The 26,967-nt window shown below is 52.4% G+C and carries 22 protein-coding genes; 5 read left to right on the forward strand and 17 right to left on the reverse strand.

Annotated features, from left to right (window positions below; translation table 11 throughout):
• Positions 1–17: 17 nt before the first annotated feature.
• The 17 genes from ACSV5M_RS11145 to ACSV5M_RS11225 all read right to left on the reverse strand — a co-directional run bounded on the left by ACSV5M_RS11145 (position 18) and on the right by ACSV5M_RS11225 (position 22,698).
• Positions 18–1,310: a discoidin domain-containing protein gene (locus tag ACSV5M_RS11145; RefSeq protein WP_439176268.1), complete on the reverse strand. Its 1,293-nt coding sequence runs from the start codon at positions 1,308–1,310 to the stop codon at positions 18–20.
• Positions 1,311–2,150: 840 nt separating this feature from the next.
• Complete coding sequence (locus ACSV5M_RS11150) at positions 2,151–3,182, reverse strand: aldo/keto reductase (RefSeq protein WP_439176269.1); 1,032 nt, start codon at positions 3,180–3,182, stop codon at positions 2,151–2,153.
• A 156-nt stretch (positions 3,183–3,338) separates the two neighbouring features.
• On the reverse strand, positions 3,339–4,670 hold the full coding sequence (locus tag ACSV5M_RS11155; RefSeq protein WP_439176270.1) for an OmpP1/FadL family transporter: 1,332 nt from the start codon (positions 4,668–4,670) through the stop codon (positions 3,339–3,341).
• A 316-nt stretch (positions 4,671–4,986) separates the two neighbouring features.
• Positions 4,987–8,109: an efflux RND transporter permease subunit gene (locus tag ACSV5M_RS11160; protein ID WP_439176271.1), complete on the reverse strand. Its 3,123-nt coding sequence runs from the start codon at positions 8,107–8,109 to the stop codon at positions 4,987–4,989.
• Between the two features lie 8 nt (positions 8,110–8,117).
• On the reverse strand, positions 8,118–9,077 hold the full coding sequence (locus tag ACSV5M_RS11165; protein ID WP_439176272.1) for an efflux RND transporter periplasmic adaptor subunit: 960 nt from the start codon (positions 9,075–9,077) through the stop codon (positions 8,118–8,120).
• A complete protein-coding gene (locus ACSV5M_RS11170) occupies positions 9,074–10,366 on the reverse strand; it encodes a TolC family protein (protein ID WP_439176273.1) in 1,293 nt (430 codons plus the stop codon). The genes ACSV5M_RS11165 and ACSV5M_RS11170 overlap by 4 nt, the downstream gene beginning before the upstream one ends.
• A gap of 76 nt (positions 10,367–10,442) precedes the next feature.
• A complete protein-coding gene (locus ACSV5M_RS11175) occupies positions 10,443–10,826 on the reverse strand; it encodes a hypothetical protein (protein WP_439176274.1) in 384 nt (127 codons plus the stop codon).
• Between the two features lie 100 nt (positions 10,827–10,926).
• Positions 10,927–12,213 (reverse strand): phosphoribosylamine--glycine ligase, encoded by a 1,287-nt coding sequence (gene purD / locus ACSV5M_RS11180; protein ID WP_439176275.1) that lies wholly within the window; start codon positions 12,211–12,213, stop codon positions 10,927–10,929.
• Between the two features lie 109 nt (positions 12,214–12,322).
• Positions 12,323–13,900 (reverse strand): bifunctional phosphoribosylaminoimidazolecarboxamide formyltransferase/IMP cyclohydrolase, encoded by a 1,578-nt coding sequence (purH, locus tag ACSV5M_RS11185; protein WP_439176276.1) that lies wholly within the window; start codon positions 13,898–13,900, stop codon positions 12,323–12,325.
• A gap of 117 nt (positions 13,901–14,017) precedes the next feature.
• Complete coding sequence (gene fis / locus ACSV5M_RS11190) at positions 14,018–14,320, reverse strand: DNA-binding transcriptional regulator Fis (protein ID WP_087468612.1); 303 nt, start codon at positions 14,318–14,320, stop codon at positions 14,018–14,020.
• Entirely contained in the window at positions 14,317–15,306 is a 990-nt protein-coding gene (dusB, locus tag ACSV5M_RS11195) for a tRNA dihydrouridine synthase DusB (RefSeq protein WP_439176277.1), read from the reverse strand. The genes fis and dusB overlap by 4 nt, the downstream gene beginning before the upstream one ends.
• A gap of 263 nt (positions 15,307–15,569) precedes the next feature.
• Positions 15,570–17,078, reverse strand: coding sequence for a DUF3426 domain-containing protein (locus ACSV5M_RS11200; RefSeq protein ID WP_439176278.1), 1,509 nt, complete (start codon positions 17,076–17,078; stop codon positions 15,570–15,572).
• A gap of 137 nt (positions 17,079–17,215) precedes the next feature.
• Entirely contained in the window at positions 17,216–18,100 is an 885-nt protein-coding gene (gene prmA, locus ACSV5M_RS11205) for a 50S ribosomal protein L11 methyltransferase (protein WP_439176279.1), read from the reverse strand.
• A 55-nt stretch (positions 18,101–18,155) separates the two neighbouring features.
• Positions 18,156–19,499: an acetyl-CoA carboxylase biotin carboxylase subunit gene (accC, locus tag ACSV5M_RS11210; RefSeq protein ID WP_439176280.1), complete on the reverse strand. Its 1,344-nt coding sequence runs from the start codon at positions 19,497–19,499 to the stop codon at positions 18,156–18,158.
• Between the two features lie 63 nt (positions 19,500–19,562).
• A complete protein-coding gene (gene accB / locus ACSV5M_RS11215) occupies positions 19,563–20,036 on the reverse strand; it encodes an acetyl-CoA carboxylase biotin carboxyl carrier protein (RefSeq protein ID WP_439176281.1) in 474 nt (157 codons plus the stop codon).
• 39 nt (positions 20,037–20,075) lie between these two features.
• Complete coding sequence (gene aroQ / locus ACSV5M_RS11220; RefSeq protein WP_439176282.1) at positions 20,076–20,516, reverse strand: type II 3-dehydroquinate dehydratase; 441 nt, start codon at positions 20,514–20,516, stop codon at positions 20,076–20,078.
• Positions 20,517–20,910: 394 nt separating this feature from the next.
• The gene (locus tag ACSV5M_RS11225; protein WP_439176283.1) at positions 20,911–22,698 is read right to left on the reverse strand and encodes a protein-disulfide reductase DsbD family protein; all 1,788 of its coding nucleotides are present in this window, start codon (positions 22,696–22,698) and stop codon (positions 20,911–20,913) included.
• A gap of 281 nt (positions 22,699–22,979) precedes the next feature.
• Between ACSV5M_RS11225 and ACSV5M_RS11230 the strand changes: the two genes are divergently transcribed.
• The 5 genes from ACSV5M_RS11230 (at position 22,980) to ACSV5M_RS11250 (ending at position 26,956) form a co-directional block, all read left to right on the forward strand.
• A complete protein-coding gene (locus ACSV5M_RS11230) occupies positions 22,980–23,714 on the forward strand; it encodes a hypothetical protein (protein WP_439176284.1) in 735 nt (244 codons plus the stop codon).
• 23 nt (positions 23,715–23,737) lie between these two features.
• Positions 23,738–24,262 carry a copper chaperone PCu(A)C gene (locus tag ACSV5M_RS11235; protein WP_439176285.1) on the forward strand — a complete coding sequence of 175 codons (525 nt, stop codon included), beginning with the start codon at positions 23,738–23,740 and terminating at the stop codon, positions 24,260–24,262.
• Positions 24,263–24,294: 32 nt separating this feature from the next.
• Positions 24,295–25,365: a DUF2333 family protein gene (locus tag ACSV5M_RS11240; protein WP_439176286.1), complete on the forward strand. Its 1,071-nt coding sequence runs from the start codon at positions 24,295–24,297 to the stop codon at positions 25,363–25,365.
• A gap of 242 nt (positions 25,366–25,607) precedes the next feature.
• The gene (locus tag ACSV5M_RS11245; RefSeq protein ID WP_439176287.1) at positions 25,608–26,369 is read left to right on the forward strand and encodes an SH3 domain-containing protein; all 762 of its coding nucleotides are present in this window, start codon (positions 25,608–25,610) and stop codon (positions 26,367–26,369) included.
• Positions 26,339–26,956, forward strand: coding sequence for an outer membrane beta-barrel domain-containing protein (locus ACSV5M_RS11250; protein WP_439176288.1), 618 nt, complete (start codon positions 26,339–26,341; stop codon positions 26,954–26,956). The genes ACSV5M_RS11245 and ACSV5M_RS11250 overlap by 31 nt, the downstream gene beginning before the upstream one ends.
• Positions 26,957–26,967 lie beyond the last annotated feature (11 nt).

The raw sequence follows: 26,967 nt of genomic DNA on the forward strand, positions 1-26,967 counted from the left end.
ACTTAAATTGTCGATAATTAATAAGGCTTTACTTCGATAAACTCGCTGTAAACACCATTGACATCAATCGTGGCGATATAGAATTCATAAGTACCTGACAGATTTCCGAGGGAGTAGCGGTCCACAGATCCATCATTAATCTGAACCACAGTAAATTTGGAATCACTCACTTTCTTGTACTTGATTTCGTAACCGCCAATTTCATCAAGCTCCAGGTAAGCACCATTCTCACGTTCAGTGGGTACGTACCAGTCCAGCGTTACTCCACCTACATTCGACCCGCCTGAGCTGGAACTGGAAGACTGATTGGTACTGGATACGCTGCTGCTTGAATTGCTAACACTGGATGATGAACTCACGCTGCTCGAAACACTGGATGATGACGAGCTACGAACACTGGATGAACTGCTGGAACTGGAAGAGGTTGACGTTCCATTTGATTGATAACCAAAAACTTCAAATTCCCACAATGAATAACCCCATTCAGTCGCGCGCTTGATACCGTTCATGCGGATGTAACGCCCTGTACCATTAAGGTTCAAATTGTCGACGCCGCCATCACCATTTGTTGTCGAGTAGATAGTCGTCCAGTTGCTTTTGTCATTTGATGTCTGGATCTGGTAGCTTTTTCCATAGGCGCCTTCCCAATGTAACTTTGCGCCGGTAATGGTATGGTTTGAGCCCAAATCAATTGCTATCCAGTTGTTGTCCGCATGATTGCTTGACCAGCGTGTAGAGCTATTGCCATCCAGAACCAGAGCAGGGGCGTAATCTGCACCAACATAAGTAGATGCCGTTGCAGTTTTCTTGTAGGAAATTTTGGTGGGCGTCTGGGTGTAGGCGGAACCGTAAACTTCAAAGTCCCACAAAGAGTAACCCCACTCGGTAGCGCGTTTGGTACCGTTCATACGAACATAACGCGCAACCTGGGACAGGCTTAGCTCATCAACTCCACCGTTTCCATTTGTCGTTGTATAAACTGTTGTCCAGTTACTGTTATCAAGAGAAACTTGTAATTGATAGCCTTTCGCGTAGGCGGTTTCCCAATTCAATTTTACTTTATCAACAGTGTAAGTACCGCCGAGGTCAACTGATATCCAATTGCTGTCGGAAAAAGAGCTGGCCCAACGGGTATAGGAATTGCCATCCAGCGCTTTATTCGGACCATAGGTTGCGCTTTCGCTGCTGGAAGCAATGACGGGTTTGTTTAATGCCAGGTTGGTTTGGGCTACAGCCTGAAAAGAAATCAGTGATGTGACGAGTGATACTGCAAAAAGGAAGTAACGGGTAGAGCTTGATGAAAAAGTCATATCGGCCTCAGGAGTTATCGAAAAACTCGCTAATTCCTGATGACAAGACCACATCAAGTATCAATAGGCATACCAATGCAGACTGATGCTATCGACCAGGAACGAGCGAAAAAATGAATAGGAAATTTTGAAAGTAACCCTGAGCTATTCATTCATTCGACTCCATTCACCCGCGAAATAGCATCTTGAAAAAACGATGTGTAAAGCAAAAATGTCCGTGAAAGTTGTGGTGGATCTTCAGACTCACCGGCATCCCTTGACGAATAGATTAACAGGTCGCTGCCGCTGGTCAATTCTTGCTTACCGGGCTTCAGCCATGGGCACGATGAGGTGGACTATTGACATCACGTAAAAATATGATCACAAAAAACGCGGTGGACTGTTTATAACCATGCGCTGACAAAACATCACAAAAATACGCGATGCAATTCTCAAAACTGTTTCAAATGATAAAATGTGCGAAAAAAATGGCGCCGCTTTTTTCTTCATCGGTGTGAATCGAGGCGGCAGGCCCAGGAGTATAACGAGGGAGCAGCTGGGCCTATGACCGATCAGCTGAGCATAACCAAAAGGAATTACCACGGAAGCGGATATTTTTCATAACGATTATGAGAGATAGATCCGCTTTCTGCGTGATGGGAATCTAAGAACAGAGATCGCTAAGATTGTTTTTATATAGCCTCAATCTGGTTATAAATAAATGATTTAAAAAAACGAAAAATTGGCACCACACCCCACGTCTCAGCCATAAGAAAATCATAGCTTAGAGCAAATTCTACTTAATTGGGAAAACAAGCGAAGCGCCAGTCGCGCATTGTCTGACGCCAGGCTCGTTAATCCTTACCACTGCGTAGGTTTGGGATTGCGCTCATCAAAGCCGGTTTGATGCCAATAGGGGTAGATCGGCCGTTGATGGCTGGCTTTATCAAGATAGGCTATTTCGTCCTTCGTCAAGGTCCACTCCAGCGCACCGAGATTGTGTTTCATCTGCTCCTCATTGCGCGCACCGACCACAACGTTGGCAACGGTTGGTCGTGTCAATAACCAGTTTAATGCGACTTGCGGAACCGTTTTGTTGCGATTCTTGGCGATCACTTCCAGGGCGTCAATCACATTAAATAAGTAATCATCGTCAACGGTCGGCCCGCCATCACTCCCTCCAGCGGCAATGCGGCCAGTTGTTGCGGGTTGGCCGCGTTTGAGTTTGCCGGTCAACCTCCCCCAGCCCAACGGGCTCCACACCATGGTTGCGACTTTTTGATCGAGAGCGAGGGGCATTAACTCCCACTCATAATCGCGCCCGATTAACGAGTAATAACCTTGATAAGCCACGTAGCGAGCCAGGCCATATTTTTCCGAGGTGGCAAGCGCTTTCATCAGGTGCCAACCGGAAAAATTGGACGCGCCAATATAACTGATCTTGCCACTGGTAATTAAATCATCCAATGCACGCAAGGTTTCTTCTACCGGTGTCAGCGCGTCGAAACCGTGCATGAAATAAAGATCAATGTGGTCCGTGTTCAAACGCTTCAAACTGGCCTCGCAGGCACGAATCAAATGGTAACGCGACGACCCTTTATCATTGGGGCCACTCCCCATGGTGAAGGTGGCCTTGGTTGAAATTAATGATCGCTGACGTTTGCCCTGTAGTGCCTTGCCCAGAATTTCTTCCGATGCGCCGTCCGAATAAATGTCAGCAGTATCAAAAAAATTAATGCCATGGTCGAGGCATAAATCAACCATGCGCGCGGCTTCATCCACCTGGGTTTGTCCCCAGTGTTTGAAAAATTCATTGGTGCCGCCGAAAGTGGCGGTGCCTAAACTGAACACGGGAACTTTAAGGCCGGAGTGACCGAGTTGGCGGTATTCCATAATCTGCTCTCCCAGAATGAACTGACATCAGGCCAAAAACGGTATAACAGGTGCTAGGCAAAATAAAGCAGGCTTAGCTTTTTTTACATTCGGTATATTGCTCCGGTTGATGGAAGCGCCGAAGCCGGCATTGGGTATTGCCGGCTCTCCCTATTTCTAAAATTGAAAATTGGCTTGCACACCGACAATATCAACTTGCGCGTCGAAGTCACCGTAAACCTGATGACCGGTTTGCATATCGACATTGGCGATGCTGGCATCGTCAACCATCAGATGCGCGTAACCCACATCAATGGATACGTTCTGGGAGACCGCATAATTAAAGCCCACACTTAACCATGTACGGTCCTGGTCGGGAATGCGTGGATTCACAATGGTCGGATCTGTTTGCGGCGCCTCATCAAAAGCGACACCGGCACGCCAGGTCCAGGCATTTCCCGGTTGATAGGTAAGGCCCAATGCATAGCGCATGGTGTCATCATAGTGCAGTTCTAACTGATCGACGGTCACACCATTGTCGGTGTTCATCACGTTAATGGTGTCGATAGAGCTCCACTGGGTCCAGGCAATATCACCATGCAGTGCCCATTGTGTGTTTAATTGTTGGGAAAAGCTGAAGGTGAGCGTATCCGGCAGTTCAACATCAGCGGCTGCGTCACCATCCAGGGTGTTCAAGGTGGCGGAACAAATGGTGCCGGTGGTGGGTGCTGGCGGTGTACCGGTTGGAAAACCCGCGCCGGGTGTGCAGGCGGCATTCAACGCAAAACGTGCATCACCGTCCAGTTCAAAATCGGCCCCCTGGCGCCACACGAGACCGAGGCTGGTACTGTCCGTCGGACGATAAAATGCACTGACATCGGCAACGAAGGCGTGATCAGAACCTTCAATCCTGGCGCTGCTATCCGTCGCCGGATTGGGATTAACACCCAAGGTGGAGTCCACCTGACTTTCCAGAATCACTTCGGCGCGTTGATAACTGACGCCCAGACCCAACGAAAAATTATCGGCAATTTCGTAAGCAAAGGTGGTGTTGACACTGGCCACTTCAAGATCGCTGTAGGTGGCGAGATAGCGTCCCATCCAATCCCGACCATAGTCGCTGGCTAAACCAAAAGGTCCATTTAATCCCAGGCCAAACGTGAGCCGATCATTCAGCGGATGCACATAATAAACATTTGGCACAACGCCAGTTTCTTTGGTTTCACTTTCGATGCCGTTGGTATTTGAGCCTTGGTCGTGAAAAACCGATTCGGTAAAGACAAGGTTACCTGCCAGGGTGAGATGGCGGCCTTCCAATTCACTGAGGCTGGCAGGATTAAAAAAAACGCTGCTCGCATCAATCGCATTGGATGCTGTACCTGCAAACGCGCTACCCAGGTGAGCAGGACTTTGTTCGAGTAACTGGAATGATGAGGCGAATGCCACGCCGGGTAGCGCAGAGAGAATGGCGAGAGCGAGTGTCGATTGGCGGGGTAATCTGGTAATCATACTTCCTCCGTTGCTGCTGGTTCACAGCAGTAAATCTGACGGGACAAAAAATACGTGGTGTTATGGCAATAAACTTTCTCTGTGCTTTCTATCTGTGTATTGGTGAGAAGAAATTTTTGATACGAACGAATGCAGTACGATGATCACTGTCGCACACAATCGTAGAAAAAGAGTGTTCGTTAACACACAAAAAAGAGAAAAAGCATTCGATTCAATTGTATTGGTGAATAGCGCGGGAGACTTTTTGTGGAAACAGCAGGCGGTAAGTAAACGTTCTTCCCTGAACATGAAATTAATTAAGAAGTGCAATCAAATGTTAAGGCGATCCACGTCGTTCATACACCTGTTGATACAGCGCCGGCAGAACAAGTAACGTCAGCAGTGTAGAAGATAGGATGCCGCCGATAACCACTGTTGCCAACGGCCGTTGCACTTCTGCACCTGTGCCACTGTTGAATGCCATGGGGATAAAGCCGAGGCTGGCAACCAGTGCGGTCATCAGCACAGGGCGCAGACGAGTCAGCGCGCCTTCCATGATAGAGGGCGTCAACGCTGGCAATGTGAACTGCTGGTTTTCCCACCGGTTACGAATAAACGACAACATAACCAGGCCGTTCAATACCGCGATACCCGATAACGCAATAAAGCCGACACCAGCGGAAATGGACAGCGGCATATCGCGCAGCCAGAGCGCCAGGACGCCACCCGTCAAGGCCAGCGGCACACCGGTAAAAATTATCAAGGCATCGCGCAATGAACCGAAGGCCAATAGCAATAAGCCGATGATCATCAGGAGTGTGAAGGGCACCACCAATGCCAGGCGTTTGCCGGCAGATTCCAGTTGCTCAAACGTGCCGCCGTAATCCAGCCAATAACCCGGCGGTAATTGCACCGCATGCGTGATACGGGTTTGCGCCTCGGTAACAAAACTGCCCAGATCACGCCCGCGGACATTCGTGGTTACGACAATAAAACGTTTACCGTTTTCACGGCTGATTTGATTGGGCGCCTCGGTCCAGTTTATTTGGGCTACCTCACCCAGCGGAACATGATCTGTCGGACTTCCTGACGGCAATGGGATGGGAAGTTGTTCGAAGCGCGCGATATCACGGCGCAATGTTTCGGGCAACCGCACAACAATATCGAAACGCCGGTCGCCCTCAAAAAGTTGCCCTACTGTTTCACCTGCAATTGCTGTAGCAACCCAATTCTGCAAAAAATCCGCATCCATGCCATAACTGGCCAAGGTGTGGCGTTTAGGCGTAATGGTTAACAACGGCAGGCCGGTGACCTGCTCCACCCGAGGATCGGCAACACCATCCAGTTTTTTTAACACCTCCAGAATATGATTGGCAGAACGCAACAGCTGGTCCAGATCATCGCCATACACTTTGACCGCGAAATCCGTGCGTACACCCGAGATCAATTCGTTAAACCGCATCTGGATGGGCTGTGTAAATTCGTAATTATTGCCGGGCAGCTCGCGCAGTGAATGCTCCATACGCGTGACCAGGTCTGCCTTATCCATCGACGGGTCAGGCCATTCGGAGCGCGGCTTGAGGATGACAAAATTATCTGCAACATTGGGCGGCATAGGGTCATTGGCGATTTCAGCCGTGCCCATTTTTGCGAATACTTTATCCACCTCCGGAAAGGTTTTAATACGTTCCTCAAGCATATGCTGCATGGCCACGGCTTGCTCAAGGCTGGTGCCGGGAATACGTAACGCGTGCAGCGCAATATCACCTTCATCCAGCTGCGGAATAAATTCCCGCCCCAGGGTGGTTGCCAACCAGCTACAAAAAATAATAAGCAGCACCGCACTGCTGATAATGCTGTAGCGGTGCTGTAGTGCGCGCGTTAACAGCCACCGGTAACGCGCTTTTAATCCTTGCATCAAGCGCGTTTCCCGGGTGTTAATCTTCCCGCGCATCACCAGGGCAATGGCGGCTGGAATAAACGTAACCGAGAGCAACATGGCACTGGCCAGCGCCATCACCACCGTCAAGGCCATGGGGTGAAACATTTTCCCTTCCACACCCGTCAGGGAAAAAATAGGCAGATACACCAGGGTAATAATGCCCACCCCAAATAAACTGGGCCGGATCACTTCATCAGTGGCTACAAACGTCAGTTCAAGGCGACGTTTTAACGGCAGTGCACCTGTGGTGTGTTGTTGCGCTTCGGCGAGACGACGCAATGCATTCTCCACAATAATGACCGCGCCATCGACAATCAGGCCAAAATCCAGCGCACCGAGACTCATCAAATTGGCCGACACGCCCGTTTCAACCATACCGCTGATCGTCATCAACATGCTGATCGGAATGACGGCGGCGGTGATCAGTGCTGCACGTAAATTACCGAGCAAAATAAACAGCACAGCGATCACCAGCAAGGCACCTTCCAGCAGGTTTTTTTGCACGGTGCGAATGGTCTTTTCTACCAACGTGGTGCGATCATAAACCGCTTCTGCGACCACACCGGGCGGCAATGAACGATTAACCAGCGTTAATTGTTTTGCCAGATCCTGCGCAACGGTGCGCGAATTTTCGCCGATGAGCATCATGGCGGTACCCAACACCGTTTCGTGGCCATTGCGGGTTGCCGCACCGCTGCGTAATTCCTTGCCAATAGCTACCTCGGCAATATCGCCGATACGCACCGGAATGCCATCGCGAGTAGCTACAACAACGGCACTGATGTCTGCTATATCGCGCAATTGTCCGGGCGAGCGAACCAGAATCTGTTCGCCGTTATGCTCTACAAAGCCCGCACCGCGATTGCGGTTGTTATTGCGCAGTGCGGTGCTGATGTCCTCCAGCGTAATACGCCACGCCAGTAGCTGGCGTATGTCGGGCGTAACGTGATATTGCTTTTCATAGCCGCCGATGGTGTTGATCTCCACCACGCCTTTGACGCGCATCAGCTGCGGACGGATGATCCAGTCCTGTATTTCGCGAAGCGCGGTTATATCGTATTCCTGTGCGGCTGTGCCCGTGGCATCGACGGTGTAACTGAAAATTTCGCCCAGGCCGGTGGCAATCGGACCCATGCCCGGCTCAATGCCATCGGGTAATTGATTGGCAATTTGATTAAGCCGTTCATTTACTTGCGCACGCGCAAAATAAATATCCGTGCCTTCATCAAATACCACAGTAACTTGTGATAAGCCGTAGCGTGACAGTGACCGGGTATACGCCAGCCCCGGTAATCCGGATAAACTGTTTTCAATGGTAAAGGTGATACGTTGCTCCACTTCCAGCGGAGAATAACCGGCAGCTTCGGTGTTGATCTGAACTTGTATATTGGTAATGTCGGGGACCGCATCAATCGGCAGGCGCTGATAATTCCAAAGGCCCAAACCAATTAACAGCGCTACACCAAAGATAATGAGTCCGCGTCGCTCAATGGCGCTGCGCAATACAGGTTGCAACATAACGCCTCCTAGTGAACGTGCGCTGCGCCGGATTTCTCCAGGTCAGCTTTGACAAGAAAACTATTGTCCACGACATAATCTTCACCCGCTTGCAAACCGCTCAATACTTCAACAGATTGCGCGTTGCTTCGCCCCAATATAACCGGGCGGGCGGTGTGGTTATTGCCCTCTTGTACAAACACAACAGCTTGCCCATCGTGACGTTGCACGGCACGTTTTTCTATCAGTACTGCAACCTCATCTTGTGCAACAGTGACCAGCGCTTCAACCAATGCGCCTGCCATTAACTGTTGTTTTGTATTATCGAGCGGGACATGCGCAGTGACGGTGGGCGTATTTCCATCGCCGGCAGTAATGTAAGTAATGTTTCCTTGGGCAATGACTGGCCCGGTGCGGGAATCAGATTTAAAGATAGCGACATCCTGGCCGATGCGAATGCGTTGGCTGTCGCGCGCAAAAACACTCAGATCCAATTCCAGTTGGTCGTAGTTAGCCAAAGTAAAAAGAATGTCTTCGCCGGTAAATTCGCCAGCGTTAGCGTGACGATCAATCACCACACCATCAATCGGCGATGTAATGTCATAAACGCGCAGACTGTCATTGGCTTCGATGCGGGCGATGACCATACCCGTCTTTAGCGATTCGCCGATCTGAACATTCACCTGACGGATCAGTCCCGGAAACCGGGCGCGGATGTGGCTGATGTGTTGCGGATAGGGTTTCAGTCGACCAAATAACAATACCTGTTGTTGTAATACACCGCTGGTCGCTGTTTGGGTGCGAATTCCGGCCTGACTGGCGAGGGCGGCAGGAATGCTGACCTGGTTGTCGGTGTGTTCATGGTCACGGTGTTCGGCTGCATCATTGTCGTTGTGGTTGTCGTGATCATGGTCGTGATTTGACGATGCCAGTGCTAGCGAAGCATTCAGCGCTGTACAGAACAGCATAATGGCAGATAAAAATTTCATGGCATGACTCCTTGCTTTGATGGAGATGGGTCTTGGTTAAACAGGATGGCGCCGCTGAGCCGGTCAATCTCCGTTCGCCAGTAGTGGACTTGGGCCGCCGAATGAATTAACGCAAGCTGTGCATCCAGCAACTCATTCTGTATCAGGCTCCATTCCATATAACTGTAGCGACCGCGTGCAAACGCATCGTCGGCCTCGGTAAGGGCGCGGGATAGTAAGGGCACAATTTCGTCGCGCAGGATTTTTGCCCGTTGCAACGCGAGGTGCTGCTGCTCCCCCAGCTGCAAGAGTTGGCTGCGCAGTTCGAGGATCGCGCTGTCCTGTTGTTGTATGGCCAATTGTTGTTGCGCGCGCGCGGTTTTTATCTCACCGGATGCGCGAGCTCCACTGGACAAAGGCACACTGATACCCAGCACTAATGCGGTGTCGTCGCTTTCGCGTATATGGCGAATGCCCGCTTGCCACTCCGGTGTTAACGAGCTACGGCTGCGTACAAGATTCAGTTCAGCAGTGCGCAATCGCGTTTCATCAGCCAATAAGCGCAGGTCGGGGTGCTGATCCAATAAGCTGAGGATGTGCTCGCGGGATGCTGGTGCGCCGAGGTGTTGCAAGTTGCCCTGTGCGGTGAAATGAAAATCATCTGGTTCACCCCATAATTTACTTAGCGACATTTTTGCCAGCAGCACCGTGTTTTCTGCGTCGAGCCGGGCAATATCAGCTTGGGCAAGTGCCGCTTGTGCACGCAGTAATTCGGCGGCAGGGGAGCGACCGGCAGTGACACGTTTCTGTAAATCCGTTACACGGTGTTGCCAGAGTTGATGACTTTGCTGATGAATATTCAACAATTCCTGCGCGGCGACCACTGCAATAAAACCGCGCGTGATCTCCGTCAGCAGGTCCAGCGCAAACACGTTTTCTTCAGTCGCCAGGGCCTGTTGTCGGGCCGTGACAATCGCTTGGCGTGCATCCCGTTGATAACGCGGTTCAATAACGGATGACAGCGACAGTGTCAGTTCAGCGTTTTGGGTGTCCTTGAACGCACCGCTGCCGGCGATATTTTCCAGTTCGGCGGATAACGTCAGAGGAGGTGACAAGGCTGCACTTTCCTGATCACCCGCCAAGGATTGTGCGCGCAGTGTAAATTGAGTTAACTGCGGGTGTTGTTGCAGACCGAGACGCAGTGCGTCCTGCAATGACAATAAACGTTGGTTGGGCTGTTCAGCCCTGGCCGACGCCACAATGAATGAGCACAACGCGATCAACGCGCCGTGCAGTAATACATTACGCATAGAAACTCCAGCATAGAAATTTCAGCAAATACAAAGAGCCACGGTTTTCAGTGAGAAAAACGGGAAGAGAAAAGGCTTAGCTGGAGAAAGCAGGAGGCGCGCGCAGTGGCGGACGTAACAGGAAGTATTTATTAGTGAACGGCTGAAGAGCTGTGCGGGGAAAAGATAGGGTGGGGCCAATCAACAGCAGCGCGTAAACCAGCGCGGTGATAAGTAGTGGCAGGTCGATTTTAGTGAGTTTGAATAAAATGGATTCTACGAGTTCGGCGTCGGCATCGATGTGGATTTCATCACTGTGCTCATGATCGGGATGACCACTCAATAAATCCATGTGGACCGATACGGGCGGTTCCTGTCCATCAAAACAAAAATGCCCGTGCAAACCACCCCACATAGCACACAACCAGACGATTAACGTCAGGAAGATAAAGCGGCGGTAATTGGCAAGGTGGTTGGACACGAGTGCATCTCACTGTCGGGAATGCGCAGACTATAACGGATAACCCTCAGTCGCAAGTAGGTCGGATTAGCGCAGCGTAATCCGACCCCACGGTTGCGTGCTATTCCTGCTCCCGCGCAATCGCACGATAACCAATATCCTTGCGATAGAAGACGCCATCCCACTGAATCTTCGCGGCCAGTTCATAAGCGCGCTGTTGCGCTTCAGACACGGTTGTACCCAAGGCAGTAGCGCACAGCACACGTCCGCCATTGGTAACAACCTTGCCGTCTTTGTTGGTTGTGCCGGCATGGAAAACTTTTTCACCACTGACTTCTTCAGTGGGTAAACCGGAAATCACATCGCCTTTATTGTAATCACCGGGATAACCGCCAGCCGCGAGCACCACACCAATAGACGCACGTTCATCCCATTCGGCGGTTACTTTATCAAGATCGCCTTTCAATGCGGCAAGACACAACGCAACCAGATCGGATTGCAGGCGCAGCATAATGGGTTGGGTTTCCGGATCGCCAAAGCGGCAATTGTATTCAATTACCTTGGGTGCACCGGAGGCATCAATCATCAGTCCGGCATACAAAAAGCCGGTGTAGTCATTGCCTTCGGCAGCCATGCCATCCACGGTGGGACGAATGATGTCCTGCATCACGCGATCATGCACCGCTTGCGTCACAACCGGCGCGGGAGAATAAGCACCCATACCGCCGGTGTTGGGGCCGGTATCACCATCGCCCACGCGCTTGTGATCCTGACTGGTAGCCATAGGCAGGATATTTTTGCCATCCACCATCACAATAAAACTGGCTTCTTCACCGGCGAGAAATTCTTCGATCACAACGCGACAACCGGCATCACCAAACGCGTTGCCAGATAACATATCGCGCACCGCGGCTTCGGCCTGGTCCAGGGTCTCTGCCACGATCACACCCTTACCGGCGGCAAGGCCATCAGCTTTCACCACAATGGGTGCGCCTTTCTCACGCAGGTAAGCCAGGGCTGGCTCAACCTCGGTAAAGTTTTGGTATTCAGCGGTGGGAATCTTGTGACGGGCGAGGAAATCTTTGGTGAAGGCTTTGGAGCCTTCCAACTGCGCGGCACCTTTGGTGGGGCCAAAGCAGGGCAGTTTGCGTTCATTAAAGAAATCGACAATACCGGCCACCAGCGGCACTTCCGGCCCGACAATGGTTAAGCCCACGTCGTTTGCTTCGGCAAAATCTGCGAGCCTGGAGAAGTCGAGGATATCGATAGACACATTGGCGAGTTTATTGTCGAGCAAGGTTCCGGCGTTACCCGGCGCAACAAATACTTTTTCAACCTGTGGGCTTTGCGCCGCTTTCCAGGCCAACGCATGCTCGCGTCCGCCGCTGCCAATAATCAACACGTTCATAAGCTATTTCTCTACCCGTAGGTCGGATTAGCGAAGCGTAATCCGACATTTTTTATTAAATAGGCCGCTTGTCGGATTACAGCGCTGCGCGCTTAATCCGACCTACATTTTAATGGCGGAAATGGCGCATGCCGGTGAACACCATGGCCATGCCATGTTCATCGGCGGCGGCGATCACTTCTTCATCGCGCATGGAACCACCGGGCTGGATCACCGCCGCGATACCGACCTTAGCGGCGTTATCAATACCGTCGCGGAAGGGGAAAAAAGCATCGGAAGCCATCACGGAACCGGCGACTTGCAAGCCAGCGTGCTCAGCTTTAATGGCGGCAATGCGCGCAGAGTTAACGCGGCTCATCTGGCCCGCACCCACGCCGATGGTTTGGTTATTCTTCGCGTAAATAATGGCATTGGATTTCACAAACTTGGCTACCTTCCACGCGAATAATAAATCGCGCATTTCGGTTTCGGTGGGTACACGTTTGGTCACAACTTTCAGGTCGCGTTCAGTCACCATGCCATTGTCGCGATCCTGCACCAACAAACCGCCATTGACGCGTTTGTAATCCAGACCGCCAATGCGTTCAGTGCCCCATTCACCACACGCTAACAGGCGCACATTTTGTTTGGCTTTCACAACTTCAATAGCATCGGCGGCAATGCTCGGTGCAATAATCACCTCCACAAATTGACGCTCGATGATGGCTTTAGCGGTTTCCGCATCCAGTTCGCGGTTAAACGCAATAATGCCGCCGAAGGCCGATTCCGGGTCAGTGGCATAGGCCAGGTCGTAGGCGGTTTTGATATTGCTGCTGATGGCTACGCCGCAGGGGTTTGCGTGTTTGACGATGACGCAAGCTGGCTCAGTAAAGGATTTAACCGTTTCCAATGCAGCATCGGTGTCGGCCACATTGTTATAGGAAAGTTCTTTGCCCTGTAATTGTTTTGCGGTGGCGATGCTGACTTCCTGCGGATTTTTTTCAACATAAAACGCCGCTTTCTGATGCGGGTTTTCGCCGTAGCGCATTTCCTGGGCTTTGATAAATTGCGTATTAAAAGTACGCGGAAAATCTTCGCTACCACCCTCAACCAGGCGACCAAAATAATTGGCAATAGCACCGTCATAAGCAGCGGTGTGTTCGTAGGCTTTAATGGCCAGATCAAAACGGGTTTTGTAAGTGGTGTTGCCGTTATTGGTGTTTAATTCTTCGAGGATGGCAGCATAGTCCGATGCATTAACAACAATATTCACGAAGGCATGATTCTTGGCCGCCGCGCGCACCATGGTGGGCCCGCCGATATCAATATTTTCTACCGCGTCTTCCAAAGAACAATCAGTCTTGGCCACGGTTTTTTCGAAGGGATACAAATTAACGACGACCATGTCGATGGCGTTGATGCCGTGTTCGTTCATTACCGCATCGTCCATGCCGCGACGGGCGAGGATACCGCCGTGCACTTTGGGATGCAGGGTTTTAACGCGACCGTCCATCATCTCCGGAAAACCGGTGTAATCAGAAACCTCAATGGCAGGAATCTTGTTGTCGGTGAGCAGGCGGTAGGTGCCGCCGGTGGATAAAATTTCCACGCCTTGGGCGTGCAGGGCTTGTGCGAATTCCACAATATCGGTTTTATCGGAGACGCTGATCAAAGCGCGCTTGACGGGAACAAGATTAACGCTGGACATGTTGGTGGTATTTCCCCATGGTTAAACAGAAATCGACAAACTGTTAAAAAGCAAAAGGGGTGGTTTTTATTCCACCCCTTTTATGGGAGACGCTGGCTCGCGCTCCGCGATACCGCCTTAGAGCAGGCCGTATTGCTTTAATTTTTTACGCAGGGTTCCGCGGTTTAAACCCAGCACTTGTGCGGCGCGGGTCTGGTTGTGACGCGTGTACTTGAGCACGATCTCCAACATGGGCGCCTCCACTTCAGCCATCACCATGTCGTAGACATCACTCACCGGCTGGCCGTCCAGGTTCTGGAAATAATTTTCCATCGCTTGTTCAACGCAACCGCGCAGTGATTGTGATTGCGCTGCCTGGGCAAAGCCGTTGGCGGGGCTGGTGGTGGCTGGGGCTTCTGTCATAAAAGTTGCTGTGTTCATGCCGCTATATCCTCTTTCGTAATCAGCTGTTCAAAGAACGTTTGAACGCTGGCATGTTGTTCTTCTGCGTTGTCGAGACGATTGAACTGTTGGCGAAACGACTCACTGCCGGCGACGGTTTGCAGATACCAGCCCACATGTTTGCGAGCGATACGCGGCCCCATTACATCGCCATAGAAGTCGTACAGTTCACGCAGATGGCTACAAAGAATTTCCCTGACTTCCGTCAGAGAGGGTTCAGGTAATTGTTCACCTGTACGCAGGTAATGTGCTATTTCGCGAAAAATCCACGGCCGCCCTTGAGCGGCCCGTCCGATCATCACCGCTTGCGCGCCGGTATGCTCAAGCACCTGGCGCGCCTTGGGTGCCGAGTCGATATCACCGTTGCAAAACACCGGTATATCAACAGCCTGCACCACGGCGGCTATCGTGTCGTACTCCGCCGCCCCCGTAAAACCACAGGCGCGGGTGCGTCCGTGGATGGCGAGGGCGGCGATACCATTGTCCTGTGCGATTCGCGCAACGCGCAGGGCGTTGCGGTCTTCCATACTCCAGCCGGTGCGAATCTTCAGCGTCACCGGAATATCCACGGCTGAGACAACAGCGCGCAGAATATCGTTTACCAATTGTTCATCTTTTAACAAGGCCGAGCCGGCGGCTTTCTTGCAGACCTTTTTGGCGGGGCAGCCCATATTGATATCAATAATCTGGGCTCCGTTGTCCGCATTCAGGCGCGCTGCCTCGGCCATCATCTCCGGATCACCGCCAGCAATCTGCACCGATATCGGCGCGACTTCACCGCGATGGTCCAGGCGCAAACTGCTCTTGCGACTGCCCCAGAGTTCCGCATTGGCGGTCACCATTTCGGACACAACCAACCCCGCACCCAGTTGGCGGCACAATTGCCGAAAGGGGCGGTCGGTTACCCCGGCCATGGGCGCGAGGATGACCTGGCTGTCGATCTGATAGGGACCTATCCGGAACACATGGCGCTCCACAGGATGAGCAGATTGCAAAAAAATGATGGAGGATCTCGCTGTCGCCAGCGTCGTGCCAAAGCTGTTATCCCGCACTAGGACTCACAACCTCTGGCCCATGGATTTTCTGCGTTAAGGCACCTGCGTAAAAGGGTCGCCATGATACCTGTTTGCATCGCTGATGGGAACGTGGAAATTGCGCAAAGTGGCGTTTTTTTGAGCGCTCGACAGCAGCAGGTGCAGGCGAGCGGTTTGTCAATATTGCCGGTAGATTATTCGGGAATATATACGTGGTAATTCACCGCTTCGGAGCCCGGATCGACCAGTTCCAGGGTAAGGTGAACCGGCTGGTTTTGCGGCATCAGACTTCTGCCGGCCAACTCGCCGCGCAAGTATTCCTGAGGCTTGAAGCGTCGTGACGCGACCGGTATGTCATCAATCGTGCTGAACGCCAGGATCAGGTCGGGGAAGGGTTGTTGAAAGCTGGCGTTGTTCAACAGGATGGCATCTACAATCAACGCGTTTTCCAGCTTGGGATGATTGCGTACCACCAGGTTGTAGGCGCGGATTTTACTGCGGTCGACCAGGGCGGGCAGCTGACAGCCCAGCATTGAGCACACGCTTGCATAAAAGCTGCGGTAAGGTTCGGTGCGGTTCAGGTTGTCAAACTGCAGCCAGGCGATCTGGATAAAAAGTACCAGCACCAGCAGCGCCGATAGTCCACCCCATAAACGTTTGGCTGAACGCTGCCGGTCATAGCGCGTGGTCATCTCCACGGGTTCCGGCATGATATTCATCAGCAGTGCAGCGCGGGACGTGTCAAACGCACGCAGGCGAGAATCATCTTTGTGATTGTCTGCCAATGCCTGCTGGTAAAGCTGGTTTTCATTGTAAGGCTGGGCGTGAATCTCTTCGGCTTCCTCCGGCGCTTCATCTTTTTCGGCCACAATATTAAAAACCGGACCTTTAAACGGAACGGCTGACGGGCGGCTGCTGTGCTGCGGTTCGGGGGAGTTGTCAGAATCATCTTCGGTGCGGGTATCGCTTAATCGTTCATCAGCCCTGAACCCTTCATCCTCTGATTCATGGTTTTTTTTCTGAATGGACGACAGCCGTGTGTCTTCGTCAGCTTCGTCAAGTAATTCCATGGCCCAGGACTCGTCCGGGTCAATATCATCTTTTTCAGGCTCTTTCTGACGGATTTCCCGATCAAACAAAGAGGCACTTTGCTTGGGTAGTTTTTCGAGATCCAGAAAACCATCGAACTCGTAGTCGGAGCGCTTAGTCTCATCCGGTTCATCCATATCATCGCTGATCAAAAAGTCGTCGTCACCGCTCAGCGCCAGCTCGCGATTAATATCCTCCTGGCTGAAGGCCAGTTTCTGTTCCGCAGGCTTTGCTGGTGGCGGCGCGGATGTTGTCGCGGCTGTTTGAGATGCCAAGCGCGCAGCCGCCTGGCTAGTTGGTTTGACGGCGGTTTGATGTGAACCGGGTTCCCTGGCAGCGGGTTTTGGTATTTCCTTGCCAGGTTGTGTACTGGCAGCAGGTTTGGCAGTGGCGGCCGGTTTTGTCGATGGGGTCGTTTTAGCGGCGGCAGCGGTCGGTGATGGCGCCGCTTTGGCTGGACTTTGCGTTGGTGCTCCGCTGATCAGATGGTCCTGCGCCTTGAAAATATGCAGACAGGAACCGCACCGCACCGCGCCCTTGGCGGATTGCAATTGCGCGCTGGTGATACGAAACGAGGTGGCGCATTTGGGGCAGCGGGTAACCATGTTGCTCATAGGTTGGTGTTTGTCCTGGGGTTATCGACAAGGTACAGCGTGGAATCAGTGTAGCTCCTGGCGCCAGCGCGGTAAATTTTTCCGCGCAGGACTGTTAAGTATCACGCATTACCGCATGCGCCAACAGTGGTCGCGAATTATGAGCGGGTTTTGGTCGCTGTCAATCGCACCCATTCGTCCTGGCTGACCACCGGGTCAAAATCGAACCAGGGTGCATAAGCCGCTATTACACTCTCTGCCTGCACACCGAGGATGCCAGACAGGCAAATCCTGCCGCCGGGTTTGGTCAATGCATTGAGTTGTGTGGCCAGATCTGCCAGGGGGCCCGCAAGGATATTGGCCAATACCACATCGGCCTGCACCTTCGGACAGCGCGGCGGCAGATATACGGGCATGGCATCAGCCGGCAGGTTATTGCGTTTAGCATTTTCAGTGGTGGCCAACAACGCTTGAGGATCGATATCAACACCGATGACTTGTGTGGCGCCCATCAATAAAGCGGCAATACCGAGGATGCCGGAGCCACAACCGTAATCAACAATCTGCGTGTCGGTAAGATCCTGTTGGTCGATCCATTGCAGGCACATAAAGGTAGTGGGGTGGGTGCCGGTGCCGAAGGCCAGGCCGGGGTCGAGCATCAGGTTGATCTTGTCCGGTTCGGGTGGCTGCTGCCAGCTCGGGCAAATCCACAGTCGCTCCCCACAGCGGATCGCGTGGTAATTTTTCATCCACTCCCGTTCCCAGTCCTTGTCTTCCAACAATTCCCATTTGTGCTCGGGCAATTCACCACCAAAGACCTTTTGCGCCTGCAGGCTGGCTTTGGCGATATCAATATCCGCTGAATACAACCCGGTTACGCGAATGTCGTCCCACAGGGGTGTTTCGCCTAATGCGGGTTCGAAGATGGGTTGATCGGCGGCATCTTGCAGGGTGACCGACACAGCGCCGCTGGCCAGTAGCGCATCTTCAAGTTTTTCAGTTTGGGGGCGGGTTGCTTTGACCTTGAGCTGTAACCAGGGCATGGGAATCTCGAATCGGGGAGAAGCCGGTCACCCATGAGGGGTGACCGGCCGGATGTTAATTGGCGAGTTTCTTCTCAAGGTAATGGATATTGACACCACCTTTACGGAACTCCGTATCGCGCACCAGCATTTGTTGCAGGGGGATATTGGTGCGAATACCGTCGACGATGGTCTCGTCCAGGGCATTACGCATACGATTCAGCGCGATCTCGCGGGTTTCACCGTAGGTGATGACCTTGGCGATCATGGAGTCGTAGTTGGGCGGAACGGTATAGCCGCTGTAAAGGTGAGAGTCGACCCGCACACCCAGGCCGCCGGGCGCATGGTAGTTTTTAACCAGACCGGGGCAGGGCATAAAGGTTTTGGGATCTTCCGCGTTGATACGGCATTCAAAAGAATGGCCGCGAATCACGATGTCAGACTGCTTGATGGATAATTTTTCGCCCGCACAGACACGAATCTGTTCTTTGATCAGGTCAACGCCAGTCACCATCTCGGATACCGGGTGCTCTACCTGGATACGGGTATTCATTTCGATAAAGTAGAAGCGTCCGTCTTCATACAGGAACTCGAAGGTACCGGCACCGCGATAGCCGATATCCACGCACGCCTTCACGCACGCCGCGTAAGTCGCCTGGCGAACATCTTCGGGGATGCCGGGGGCTGGCGCTTCTTCAAGGACTTTCTGATGACGACGTTGCAAAGAGCAGTCACGATCACCCAGGTGAATAGCATTGCCTTGGCCATCGGACAGAATCTGGACTTCAACGTGCCGTGGATTTTGCAGGAATTTTTCCATGTACACAGTGCCATCGCCAAAAGCCGCTTTGGCTTCACCTTGGGTAACATGGATAGAGTTCATCAGGGCGGCTTCCGTATGTACGACGCGCATGCCGCGCCCGCCACCACCGGCTGCTGCCTTGATGATGACCGGATAGCCGATGCGGCGGCCGATCTCCAGGCATTTTTCTGCATTGTCCGCCGGCAAAGGGCCATCAGAACCGGGCACGGTGGGTACGCCGGCTTTCTTCATCGCTTTAATTGCCTCGACCTTGTCACCCATCATACGGATAACGTCAGGATCGGGACCGATAAAGACAAAGCCGCTCTTTTGCACTTGTTCGGCAAAGTCAGCATTTTCAGCCAGGAACCCGTAACCGGGGTGCACTGCCACCGCGTCAGTGATCTCCATGGCGCTGATGATGGCCGGAATGTTGAGATAACTTTTCGGTGAAGGGTTGGGGCCGATGCAGACAGATTCATCGGCCAGGCGGACGTGTTTTAAATTGCGGTCAACCTGTGAGTGGACAGCCACCGTTTTGATGCCCATCTCTTTACAGGCGCGCAACACACGCAACGCAATTTCGCCGCGGTTGGCGATAAGAACTTTTTCAAACATAAACCAGTTCCTTAAGCTCGTTCGTATAAACAGCGCCGTAGCGTGTTTGTTGGCTTGGATAACTTAAACGATGGTCACGAGCGGTTGGTCGAATTCGACCGGTTCACCATCGCCGACCAGAATGGCTTCGATAACGCCGGCTTTGTCGGCTTCGATCTGGTTCATCATCTTCATGGCTTCGATAATACAAATCACATCGCCTACCTTGACGTGCTTGCCGACTTCAGCAAACGCCGGTGAGCCCGGGCTTGGTGAACGATAGAAGGTGCCTACCATGGGAGACTTCACCACGTGACCGTCATAAGAAGCTTTGGCTGGTGCTTCGCTGCTGGCGGCCGGGGCAGATGCGGCCGGCGCGGCGGCGGGAGCAGCCGGGGCAGGGGCGTAGGATGCCTGCATCGGGGCAGCAATAAATTGCGGCTGGCCTGAATAGTTGCGGCTGATGCGCACTGATTCTTCGCCTTCTTTGATCTCCAGCTCACCGATATCGGATTCTTCCAGCAGTTCGATCAATTTTTTAATTTTGCGAATATCCATAGAGTCCTCTCTAGAACAAGGGTTGTATGTGAAATAGGTTTAATGCTTCAAGGATTGAAAGGCGGCGCGCAGAGCCAGTTCATAACTGGTTGCGCCAAAGCCGCAGATGACGCCTTGGGCGACATCGGAAAAATAGGAATGGTGCCGGAATGCCTCGCGTTTATGGACATTCGATAAATGCACTTCAATAAATGGGATATCCACCGCCAGGAGCGCATCGCGAAGCGCCACGCTGGTGTGCGTGAATGCGGCGGGATTGATCAGGATGAAGTCTACCCCTTCCTTGCGTGCGTCATGAATGCGGTCGATCAACTCGTATTCCGCGTTGCTTTGCAATGTCAGGAAATGGTGGCCGGCGTCGTGGCACAGTTGAGACAGTTGCTGGTTGATGGAATCCAGCGTTGCTGCGCCATAAATCCCCGGCTCGCGCAGTCCGAGCAGGTTCAGGTTAGGGCCGTGAAGTACCAGAATGGTAGCCATGGATTCAGTTGATCCTGTTCTTGATGTTTGTCTGGCCAATGGGCGTCGCCGTCACGCCGGGTGTTATATCAAACTTCGTCGAATTTGAGCTTATCGGCTAAGACTAGTTCGGTTTATGAGCAAATCCAACCGGAAATGGTTAAACCAATCCCATTTATCTGCGAAAGTGTGGCGAGTTTGCCGTAAAAAAAACCTGCTGTCCACGGCTCAACATGGATTTTGCATAATTGCTGCAAAATGGCGGCACGATTAAGGAAGTTCGCCTATTAATCCCATCTTGAGCGGCTCGCTTTTATTCGCTTTCCATCACGAAGCCAGCACGTTGTGGTCCTGATCCGGGCTATTTGACGGACTTTTGCAGAAGCTCTGCGAAAAATCCGCCAATGTCGGCAAATTAGTTGTTAAAAGTAGTCTTTTGGCCACTAATTGACTCAATCAGCCGGCCGGGGGTCAATAATTGGGGCAAAATTTCAGCTTTGCCTTCGCCGTTGGCAGGAAACCAAAGGTAGAGCGGCACGCCGCTGCGGCCATACTCGGCTAATAATGCGGTGATTTGCGGGTCGCGGTTGGTCCAGTCGCCTTTCAGTGTCACTACCTGATAATCATCAAATGCCTGTTCTACGTCTTCGGTATGCAGGGTCAAGCGCTCATTGGCAAGGCAGGTCAGGCACCAGTCAGCTGTCAGGTTGATGAAGACCGGTGCGCCTGAAGCCCGCAGTTGTTGCAAGCGCTCCGGGGAGTACGCCTGCCAGCGCGAGGATTCGGCGGCCTGGCCAATCATCTGCCAGGGAAGGACAAGAGCGCCAACCCAGGCGGCGGCGATCAGGCTCCGGCGTACCCATTGCCAGGCCCCACTGGCAGAGCGATTGAGTAGCCAGCAACCAAAGGCGATAGCCACAGCGCCAGCCGCGACGATCATACTGGCATCAATGCCTGCCTGGCGGCCCAGCACCCAGAGTAACCAGACGGCAGTGAGATAAAGGGGAAACGCGAGAAACTCTTTGAGGTTTTCCATCCACACGCCGGGTTTGGGCAAACGATTGGCGAGAGCAGGTAAATAACACAAAAGTAACAACGGCAATGCCATACCCAGGCCCAGTGCGGCAAAGATGGCGAGGCACACAATGGCGGGCTGGGTGAGGGCGAAGCCCAGTGCGGCGCCCATAAAAGGTGCGGTACACGGGCTGGCCACGACAGCGGCCAATACGCCGGTGAAGAATGAACCGCTCAGTCCGGATTTCTGGGTCAGGGATTGGCCTGCCCCCATCCAGCGGGTGCCAATATTGATCATCCCCGACATGCTTAAGCCCATCACGAAAAACAGATAGGTCAAGGCGGCGATCAGCAGGGGTGACTGCAGTTGGAAGCCCCAACCGATGGCTTCACCGCCGGCCCTGGCCAGCAAAAGGGCACCAGCGAAGCCAACAAAGCACAGCACAATACCGGCAGTGTACACCCAGCCGTGAATGGGTAAACGCTCGCGGTCGGCCTGGGCCAGGCTCATAACTTTAATGGACAGCACCGGAAAAACGCAGGGCATAAGGTTCAGGATGATGCCGCCAAGGATGGCGAAGAGCACGATCTTCGCCAGCGAGCTGGGTGCCTCTGCAACGGGTGTTGTGGCCGGTGGTGCCTCTGTCAGCGGGTCTGCCGGTGGCGGCAGGATAACGACCTGGTCCGGATCTACTTGCAGGTAATCGATGTAGGGCGGGTAGCATAAGCCTGCGTCGGCGCACCCCTGGGATTCTACTTGCAGGTTAAATGGTACGGTGTCGGCAGGCAGGTCAACAGTCAATACGGCCTTGTCGTAAAATACGGTCATATCCTTGGCGAAGAACTCGTCGTACTTGGTTATCCCTTCATTAAACTGCGGTGTTAGCGTCAGACCATTGCTGGCATTTAATTTAAAGCGTTCTTCATATAAATAGTAAGCCGGTGCAATACGCCACTCCAATATCAACTGGTTACCTTCCAGGCGTGCTTCCAACTGGAAAGCTTCCGTTACCAGCAGGAATTCATCGTCTGGTGCAAGAATGCTGGTGTCCAGGCCACTTTGTTTGGGAGTATCAAAGATATCCTGGGCCTGGCTTGCCGATGAAAGCAGCAAGCAGCTGAGCATCAGGGCGAGATAAGCCAGGAATCGGGAGGGGTAGTGATAAGGCAAGGTCACGAGAGCGGGCATAGTCAGCGATTTCTTGTTGTGGGTTGCGTATGTATTCGGGCTAAGAATCGCCGGGGGATGTCATGAGTCCTGCTGCCTAGTAGTATAGGCCCCGGTCTGATTCCCGAAAAAGATATCCGTTGCGGAAGACACCCGGAAAATTCTAGCGGATTAGACAGACTTTGGTGTGTTGGTTCACACAACTTTTTACTCCGTCTGTCATTCTGTTCAGGCAATTTCGATAGATTCGTATCATATAGCGTGGCTTTAATTGAACTTCTTTTATCAGAGAACCCGGTTTTATGCGTAAAGTGATGTCTCAGTTGTGCGTTGTCAGTTTGTCAGTGTGGTCATTGGTTGCATGCCAGACAGCGCCGCAACCTGCCCCGAAAAAACCTGCTCCCCAGGTGGCCAGCCCCCAGTCTCGTCCTGCGCCCAAGCCATTGAATACCCGTGAACAAAACATCAAGCGTCTACTGGCGGATGCGGATTATGCGTTGAGCCAGGACCAATTGTTGATGCCGCTAAATGACAATGCCCATGACCGCTATCACGCCGTGTTATTACTCGATCCGGGTAACAGTGAGGCCAAAACCGGTTTGCAGGCAATTACCCTGCGTTACCTGGAGTTGGCTCGCAGTGCGGCGGCGCGCAGTCGTTACGCCGAAGCTCAGGCGCATCTGAAAAATGCGCGTGATATGGACCCGAATAATCCGCTCGTGGAAGAATTTGCGGTGGTCCTGCGCAAAGAGATTGCGAATCAGAAACCCCCAACGCCCTATAAGCCGGGACCTAATGAACATATGCTGGATGCCAAGGCGCTATCAGCTAAAAATCCGGGACTCATCGCGCAATTGAATGATTTGGCTCAGTTGGCCAGGGAGAGTGGTGATCTGGTTATGATTCACGCGCGCAATGACGCAGAAGGGCGGTGGATCTACCAGCGGATGCGCGAGGCTGTACCCGGTTTCCTGTTACGTGGTGATATCCGAATTGCCCAGCAGCCACGCATCCAGTTTGTGCCGCGGCTGCAATAATCCTACTGCCGGAGTTTCTCCCTATGCCCAAGATCATGCAATGTGTGTTTATAGTTCTGCTTTTTTCAGTCATGTCGGCCCATGCAGATCAACCTGATTCGGCGGCGCCGGCTGATACCGTGCCGAAGGCTGAACCGGCCAAGGAATCGATCAAAGTAGCTACGCAGGCCAGTGTCTCCGGAGCCTATATCAATGTTCCGGTTCCCGGCACCAGGCATACGGCGGCATATTTCACGTTGCGCAACCTCTCGGACAAACCTGTCAGCCTGGTTTCTGTGGCAGTGGATGTGGCGCAACGGACTGAGCTGCACAGCCACACCACCAAAGACGGCATGATGCAAATGCGCCGTGAAGAAACGGTGCTGATTCCTCCCCGCTCCAGCGTGGCATTTGAGTCTGGCTCATACCATGTCATGTTGTTCGATTTGCAGCGCAGCATCCAGAGCGGCGAAGAGCTACAATTGTTATTAACCTTTGCAGATGGCAAGCAATTGGTGGCAACTGCACAGGTGAAAAGTATTTTTGATAAGACGCACCATCATCATTGAGTGCGGCTGGATAACGGAAAGGAATAGCAGACATGGCGTTACCGAAATTCAGGAATTTATGGGTGCGTGGTGTACGCAAGGCGCGCGATGGATATTCCGATACCCAGGAAGATATTGCGGGTAGCAGTCTGTGGTTTCGTGTCGTGCTGATTGTATTGGCGATTTACTTACTGATAGCGGTTGCAGTGGGTATCTACTGGAGTTTATCGCCGGGATTATTCGATGTGCGCGACCACGCCCGTCAGGCATTGGCCCGCGAACAGCACACGCCGGCAGTGGGCACCGTGACCACGGCAACCCTGATCCGCGTGGCCGAAACCTTGTGGGATAAGCCCGGCGGTTACCTTTCCAATGACATCATGCCACCAGGTTTGTGGCTGGATGATATGCCCAATTGGGAATACGGCGTTTTGATTCAGGTGCGCGATATGAGCAAGGCAATGCGCGAAGCCTTCAGCCGTTCGCAGTCGCAGTCCCGCGAAGATAAAGATCTTATCCTGGCTGAACCGCGTTTCAATTTTGACAATGCCAGTTGGATATTTCCCGCCTCGGAATCGCAGTATCAGGAAGGTGCAGATTACCTGCGCCGTTATTTGCATCGCCTGGCGGATGACAATCCGCAAGATGCGCAGTTTTTCGCGCGCGCCGACAACCTGAATTATTGGTTATCTACCGTTGAAACCCGCTTGGGCAATTTGTCCCAGCGACTCAGTGCCAGTGTGGGGCAGCAGCGCTTAAACATTGATGGGGCAGGAGAACCGGGTTTTGTTCCGCACCAGGGTGATGACGGTGTGGTGAAGACGCCCTGGAATGAGCTGGATGATGTTTTTTTTGAAGCGCGTGGCTCGGCCTGGGCATTGATCCATTTGCTGAAGGCGGTGGAGGTGGATTTTGCTGATGTGCTGAAAAATAAAAACGCCGAGGTCAGTGTGCAGCAAATCATTCGCGAACTGGAAGCAACCCAGCAAACCCTGTTCAGCCCGATGGTGTTGAACGGTAGTGGTTTCGGTATGCTCGCCAATCATTCGCTGGTAATGGCTTCTTATATCTCCCGTGCCAACGCGGCCATTATCGACTTGCGGCGTTTGTTGGCCCAGGGTTAAGTCTTTGCCGGTGAGGCGGAATTGCATCGCCGGCTTCCCTCTGGCTTATTTTCCCTCAGTGAGTGCTGCCCGGCGGATGATGTAAGGTTCGCAATTATGGGTAGTGATTCATCACAACTTTTATTAATGCTACCTGCCGCAAATTAATCGCTGTCCATAATGGCGTAGAATGTCGTGCTAAACGAAAGCCTTCCGGTTTCTGGTTCAGCACCCTTGATGAAAGATAAGAGTAGGGAGTTCGAATGCGATTGTTAATGATGTTAGTGGGCCTTTCCTTGGGGATATTAGGCGCAACTCAGGCATTGGCGGGTTCTGCAAAGGAACCGCTATGGCTTGAAGTTATCGATCCTTATGTTGAGATGCACAGTGGTCCGGGGCGCGGTTACCCCGTGTTCTATGTCATTGAGCAAGGGGAGCGCGTCGATGTAATCACGCGTCGCCCGGGTTGGTACGAAGTGCGTACCCAGGACGGCAAAACCGGGTGGGCGACGACGGCGCAAATCTCCCGCACCATTCAAACCACCGGTGAACCGGCTGACCTGCCGACAGTAAGCTATGGTGATTACCTGAAAAACAGCTGGCGTGCCGGCTTTAATACTGGACAATTTTCCAATGGTGAATTGCAAGGCAGCGAGTTGTTCAGCGCAACTGTCGGGTATCGCCCCTTGGGGTGGCTGGGGGTGGAACTGGAGGCAGGAAAAATCTTCGGCACGGATATCAAGGGCGACCTTTACGGCGCTAATCTGGTGCTGGAACCTTTTTCGGACTGGCGTATTTCCCCCACAGTACTGATCGGGCGCGGCGTGATGAAGATTGATTCCCAACCCAAGCTGGTGCCGTTGCAGATCGATGATTCAGATTTCAATCATTATGGACTGGGATTTAATTACTACCTGGGCAGAAATTTCCTGTTCAAGGGCGAGTATCGCTCTTACTCCGTTTCCACTGACGATAACAATGTGAGTCTAGAAGCATGGACAATCGGTTTCAATTCGTTCTTTTAAAGGCAAAGGCTGCAACCCTGGCAGCTGCTTTGTGTTTTGTGCCGGCAGTGTTTGCGGATGAGTCTGCAAAGACCGATATTTCGGATATCAATAACGAAGTGTTTGAGTTGGGTATTTTTGCCGGCATCATCAACATTGAAGATTTTGGCAGTGAGTTTGTGCCGGGTATCAGTGCAACGTTTCGCGCGTCGGAAGATTTTTTTATTCAATACAACTATCTGCAAGCTGAGGTGTCGCCTTCGTCCTACGAAAAAAATCAGGGCAAGCTGTTTGATGGTGATGATCGCACCTTCACCCATTACGATTTGCTGATTGGTTATAACCTGTTTCAGGGGGAGTTTTTTCCTTCGCCTCCCAAGGCGAATCTGTCGACGCTGTATGTGGTGGCAGGTGTGGGTGATACGGAGTTTGGTGGGGAATCGAGTCTGACGTATACCTTGGGGATTGGTTATCAGGTGGCGTTAACCCGTCGGATCGGGTTGCATTTTGATTTCAGGGATTATATTTACCGTTCAACGCTGGTGTCGGATGAGAAGCGTACTGTGGGTGCTGCGCAGATATCTTCTGGTGTGAAATTTTTATTTTGATAGGATTTTTG

The sequence above is a fragment of the Cellvibrio sp. ARAG 10.3 genome (assembly GCF_051846955.1).
Classification (GTDB): Bacteria; Pseudomonadota; Gammaproteobacteria; order Pseudomonadales; family Cellvibrionaceae; genus Cellvibrio.

Bases quoted from the DNA above. Each gene is read 5' to 3' on its own strand.
- aroQ (WP_439176282.1), bottom strand. From the start codon at position 20,516: ATGGCTACCATTCTGGTACTTCACGGCCCTAACCTGAACCTGCTCGGA.
- accC (WP_439176280.1), bottom strand. From the start codon at position 19,499: ATGTTTGAAAAAGTTCTTATCGCCAACCGCGGCGAAATTGCGTTGCGT.
- ACSV5M_RS11160 (WP_439176271.1), bottom strand. From the start codon at position 8,109: ATGTTGCAACCTGTATTGCGCAGCGCCATTGAGCGACGCGGACTCATT.
- ACSV5M_RS11145 (WP_439176268.1), bottom strand. From the start codon at position 1,310: ATGACTTTTTCATCAAGCTCTACCCGTTACTTCCTTTTTGCAGTATCA.
- ACSV5M_RS11155 (WP_439176270.1), bottom strand. From the start codon at position 4,670: ATGATTACCAGATTACCCCGCCAATCGACACTCGCTCTCGCCATTCTC.
- ACSV5M_RS11165 (WP_439176272.1), bottom strand. From the start codon at position 9,077: ATGAAATTTTTATCTGCCATTATGCTGTTCTGTACAGCGCTGAATGCT.
- prmA (WP_439176279.1), bottom strand. From the start codon at position 18,100: ATGCCCTGGTTACAGCTCAAGGTCAAAGCAACCCGCCCCCAAACTGAA.
- ACSV5M_RS11230 (WP_439176284.1), top strand. From the start codon at position 22,980: ATGCGTAAAGTGATGTCTCAGTTGTGCGTTGTCAGTTTGTCAGTGTGG.
- ACSV5M_RS11225 (WP_439176283.1), bottom strand. From the start codon at position 22,698: ATGCCCGCTCTCGTGACCTTGCCTTATCACTACCCCTCCCGATTCCTG.
- ACSV5M_RS11250 (WP_439176288.1), top strand. From the start codon at position 26,339: ATGGACAATCGGTTTCAATTCGTTCTTTTAAAGGCAAAGGCTGCAACC.
- ACSV5M_RS11150 (WP_439176269.1), bottom strand. From the start codon at position 3,182: ATGGAATACCGCCAACTCGGTCACTCCGGCCTTAAAGTTCCCGTGTTC.
- ACSV5M_RS11200 (WP_439176278.1), bottom strand. From the start codon at position 17,078: ATGAGCAACATGGTTACCCGCTGCCCCAAATGCGCCACCTCGTTTCGT.
- ACSV5M_RS11170 (WP_439176273.1), bottom strand. From the start codon at position 10,366: ATGCGTAATGTATTACTGCACGGCGCGTTGATCGCGTTGTGCTCATTC.
- ACSV5M_RS11240 (WP_439176286.1), top strand. From the start codon at position 24,295: ATGGCGTTACCGAAATTCAGGAATTTATGGGTGCGTGGTGTACGCAAG.
- purH (WP_439176276.1), bottom strand. From the start codon at position 13,900: ATGTCCAGCGTTAATCTTGTTCCCGTCAAGCGCGCTTTGATCAGCGTC.
- ACSV5M_RS11235 (WP_439176285.1), top strand. From the start codon at position 23,738: ATGCCCAAGATCATGCAATGTGTGTTTATAGTTCTGCTTTTTTCAGTC.
- purD (WP_439176275.1), bottom strand. From the start codon at position 12,213: ATGAACGTGTTGATTATTGGCAGCGGCGGACGCGAGCATGCGTTGGCC.
- ACSV5M_RS11245 (WP_439176287.1), top strand. From the start codon at position 25,608: ATGCGATTGTTAATGATGTTAGTGGGCCTTTCCTTGGGGATATTAGGC.
- accB (WP_439176281.1), bottom strand. From the start codon at position 20,036: ATGGATATTCGCAAAATTAAAAAATTGATCGAACTGCTGGAAGAATCC.
- fis (WP_087468612.1), bottom strand. From the start codon at position 14,320: ATGAACACAGCAACTTTTATGACAGAAGCCCCAGCCACCACCAGCCCC.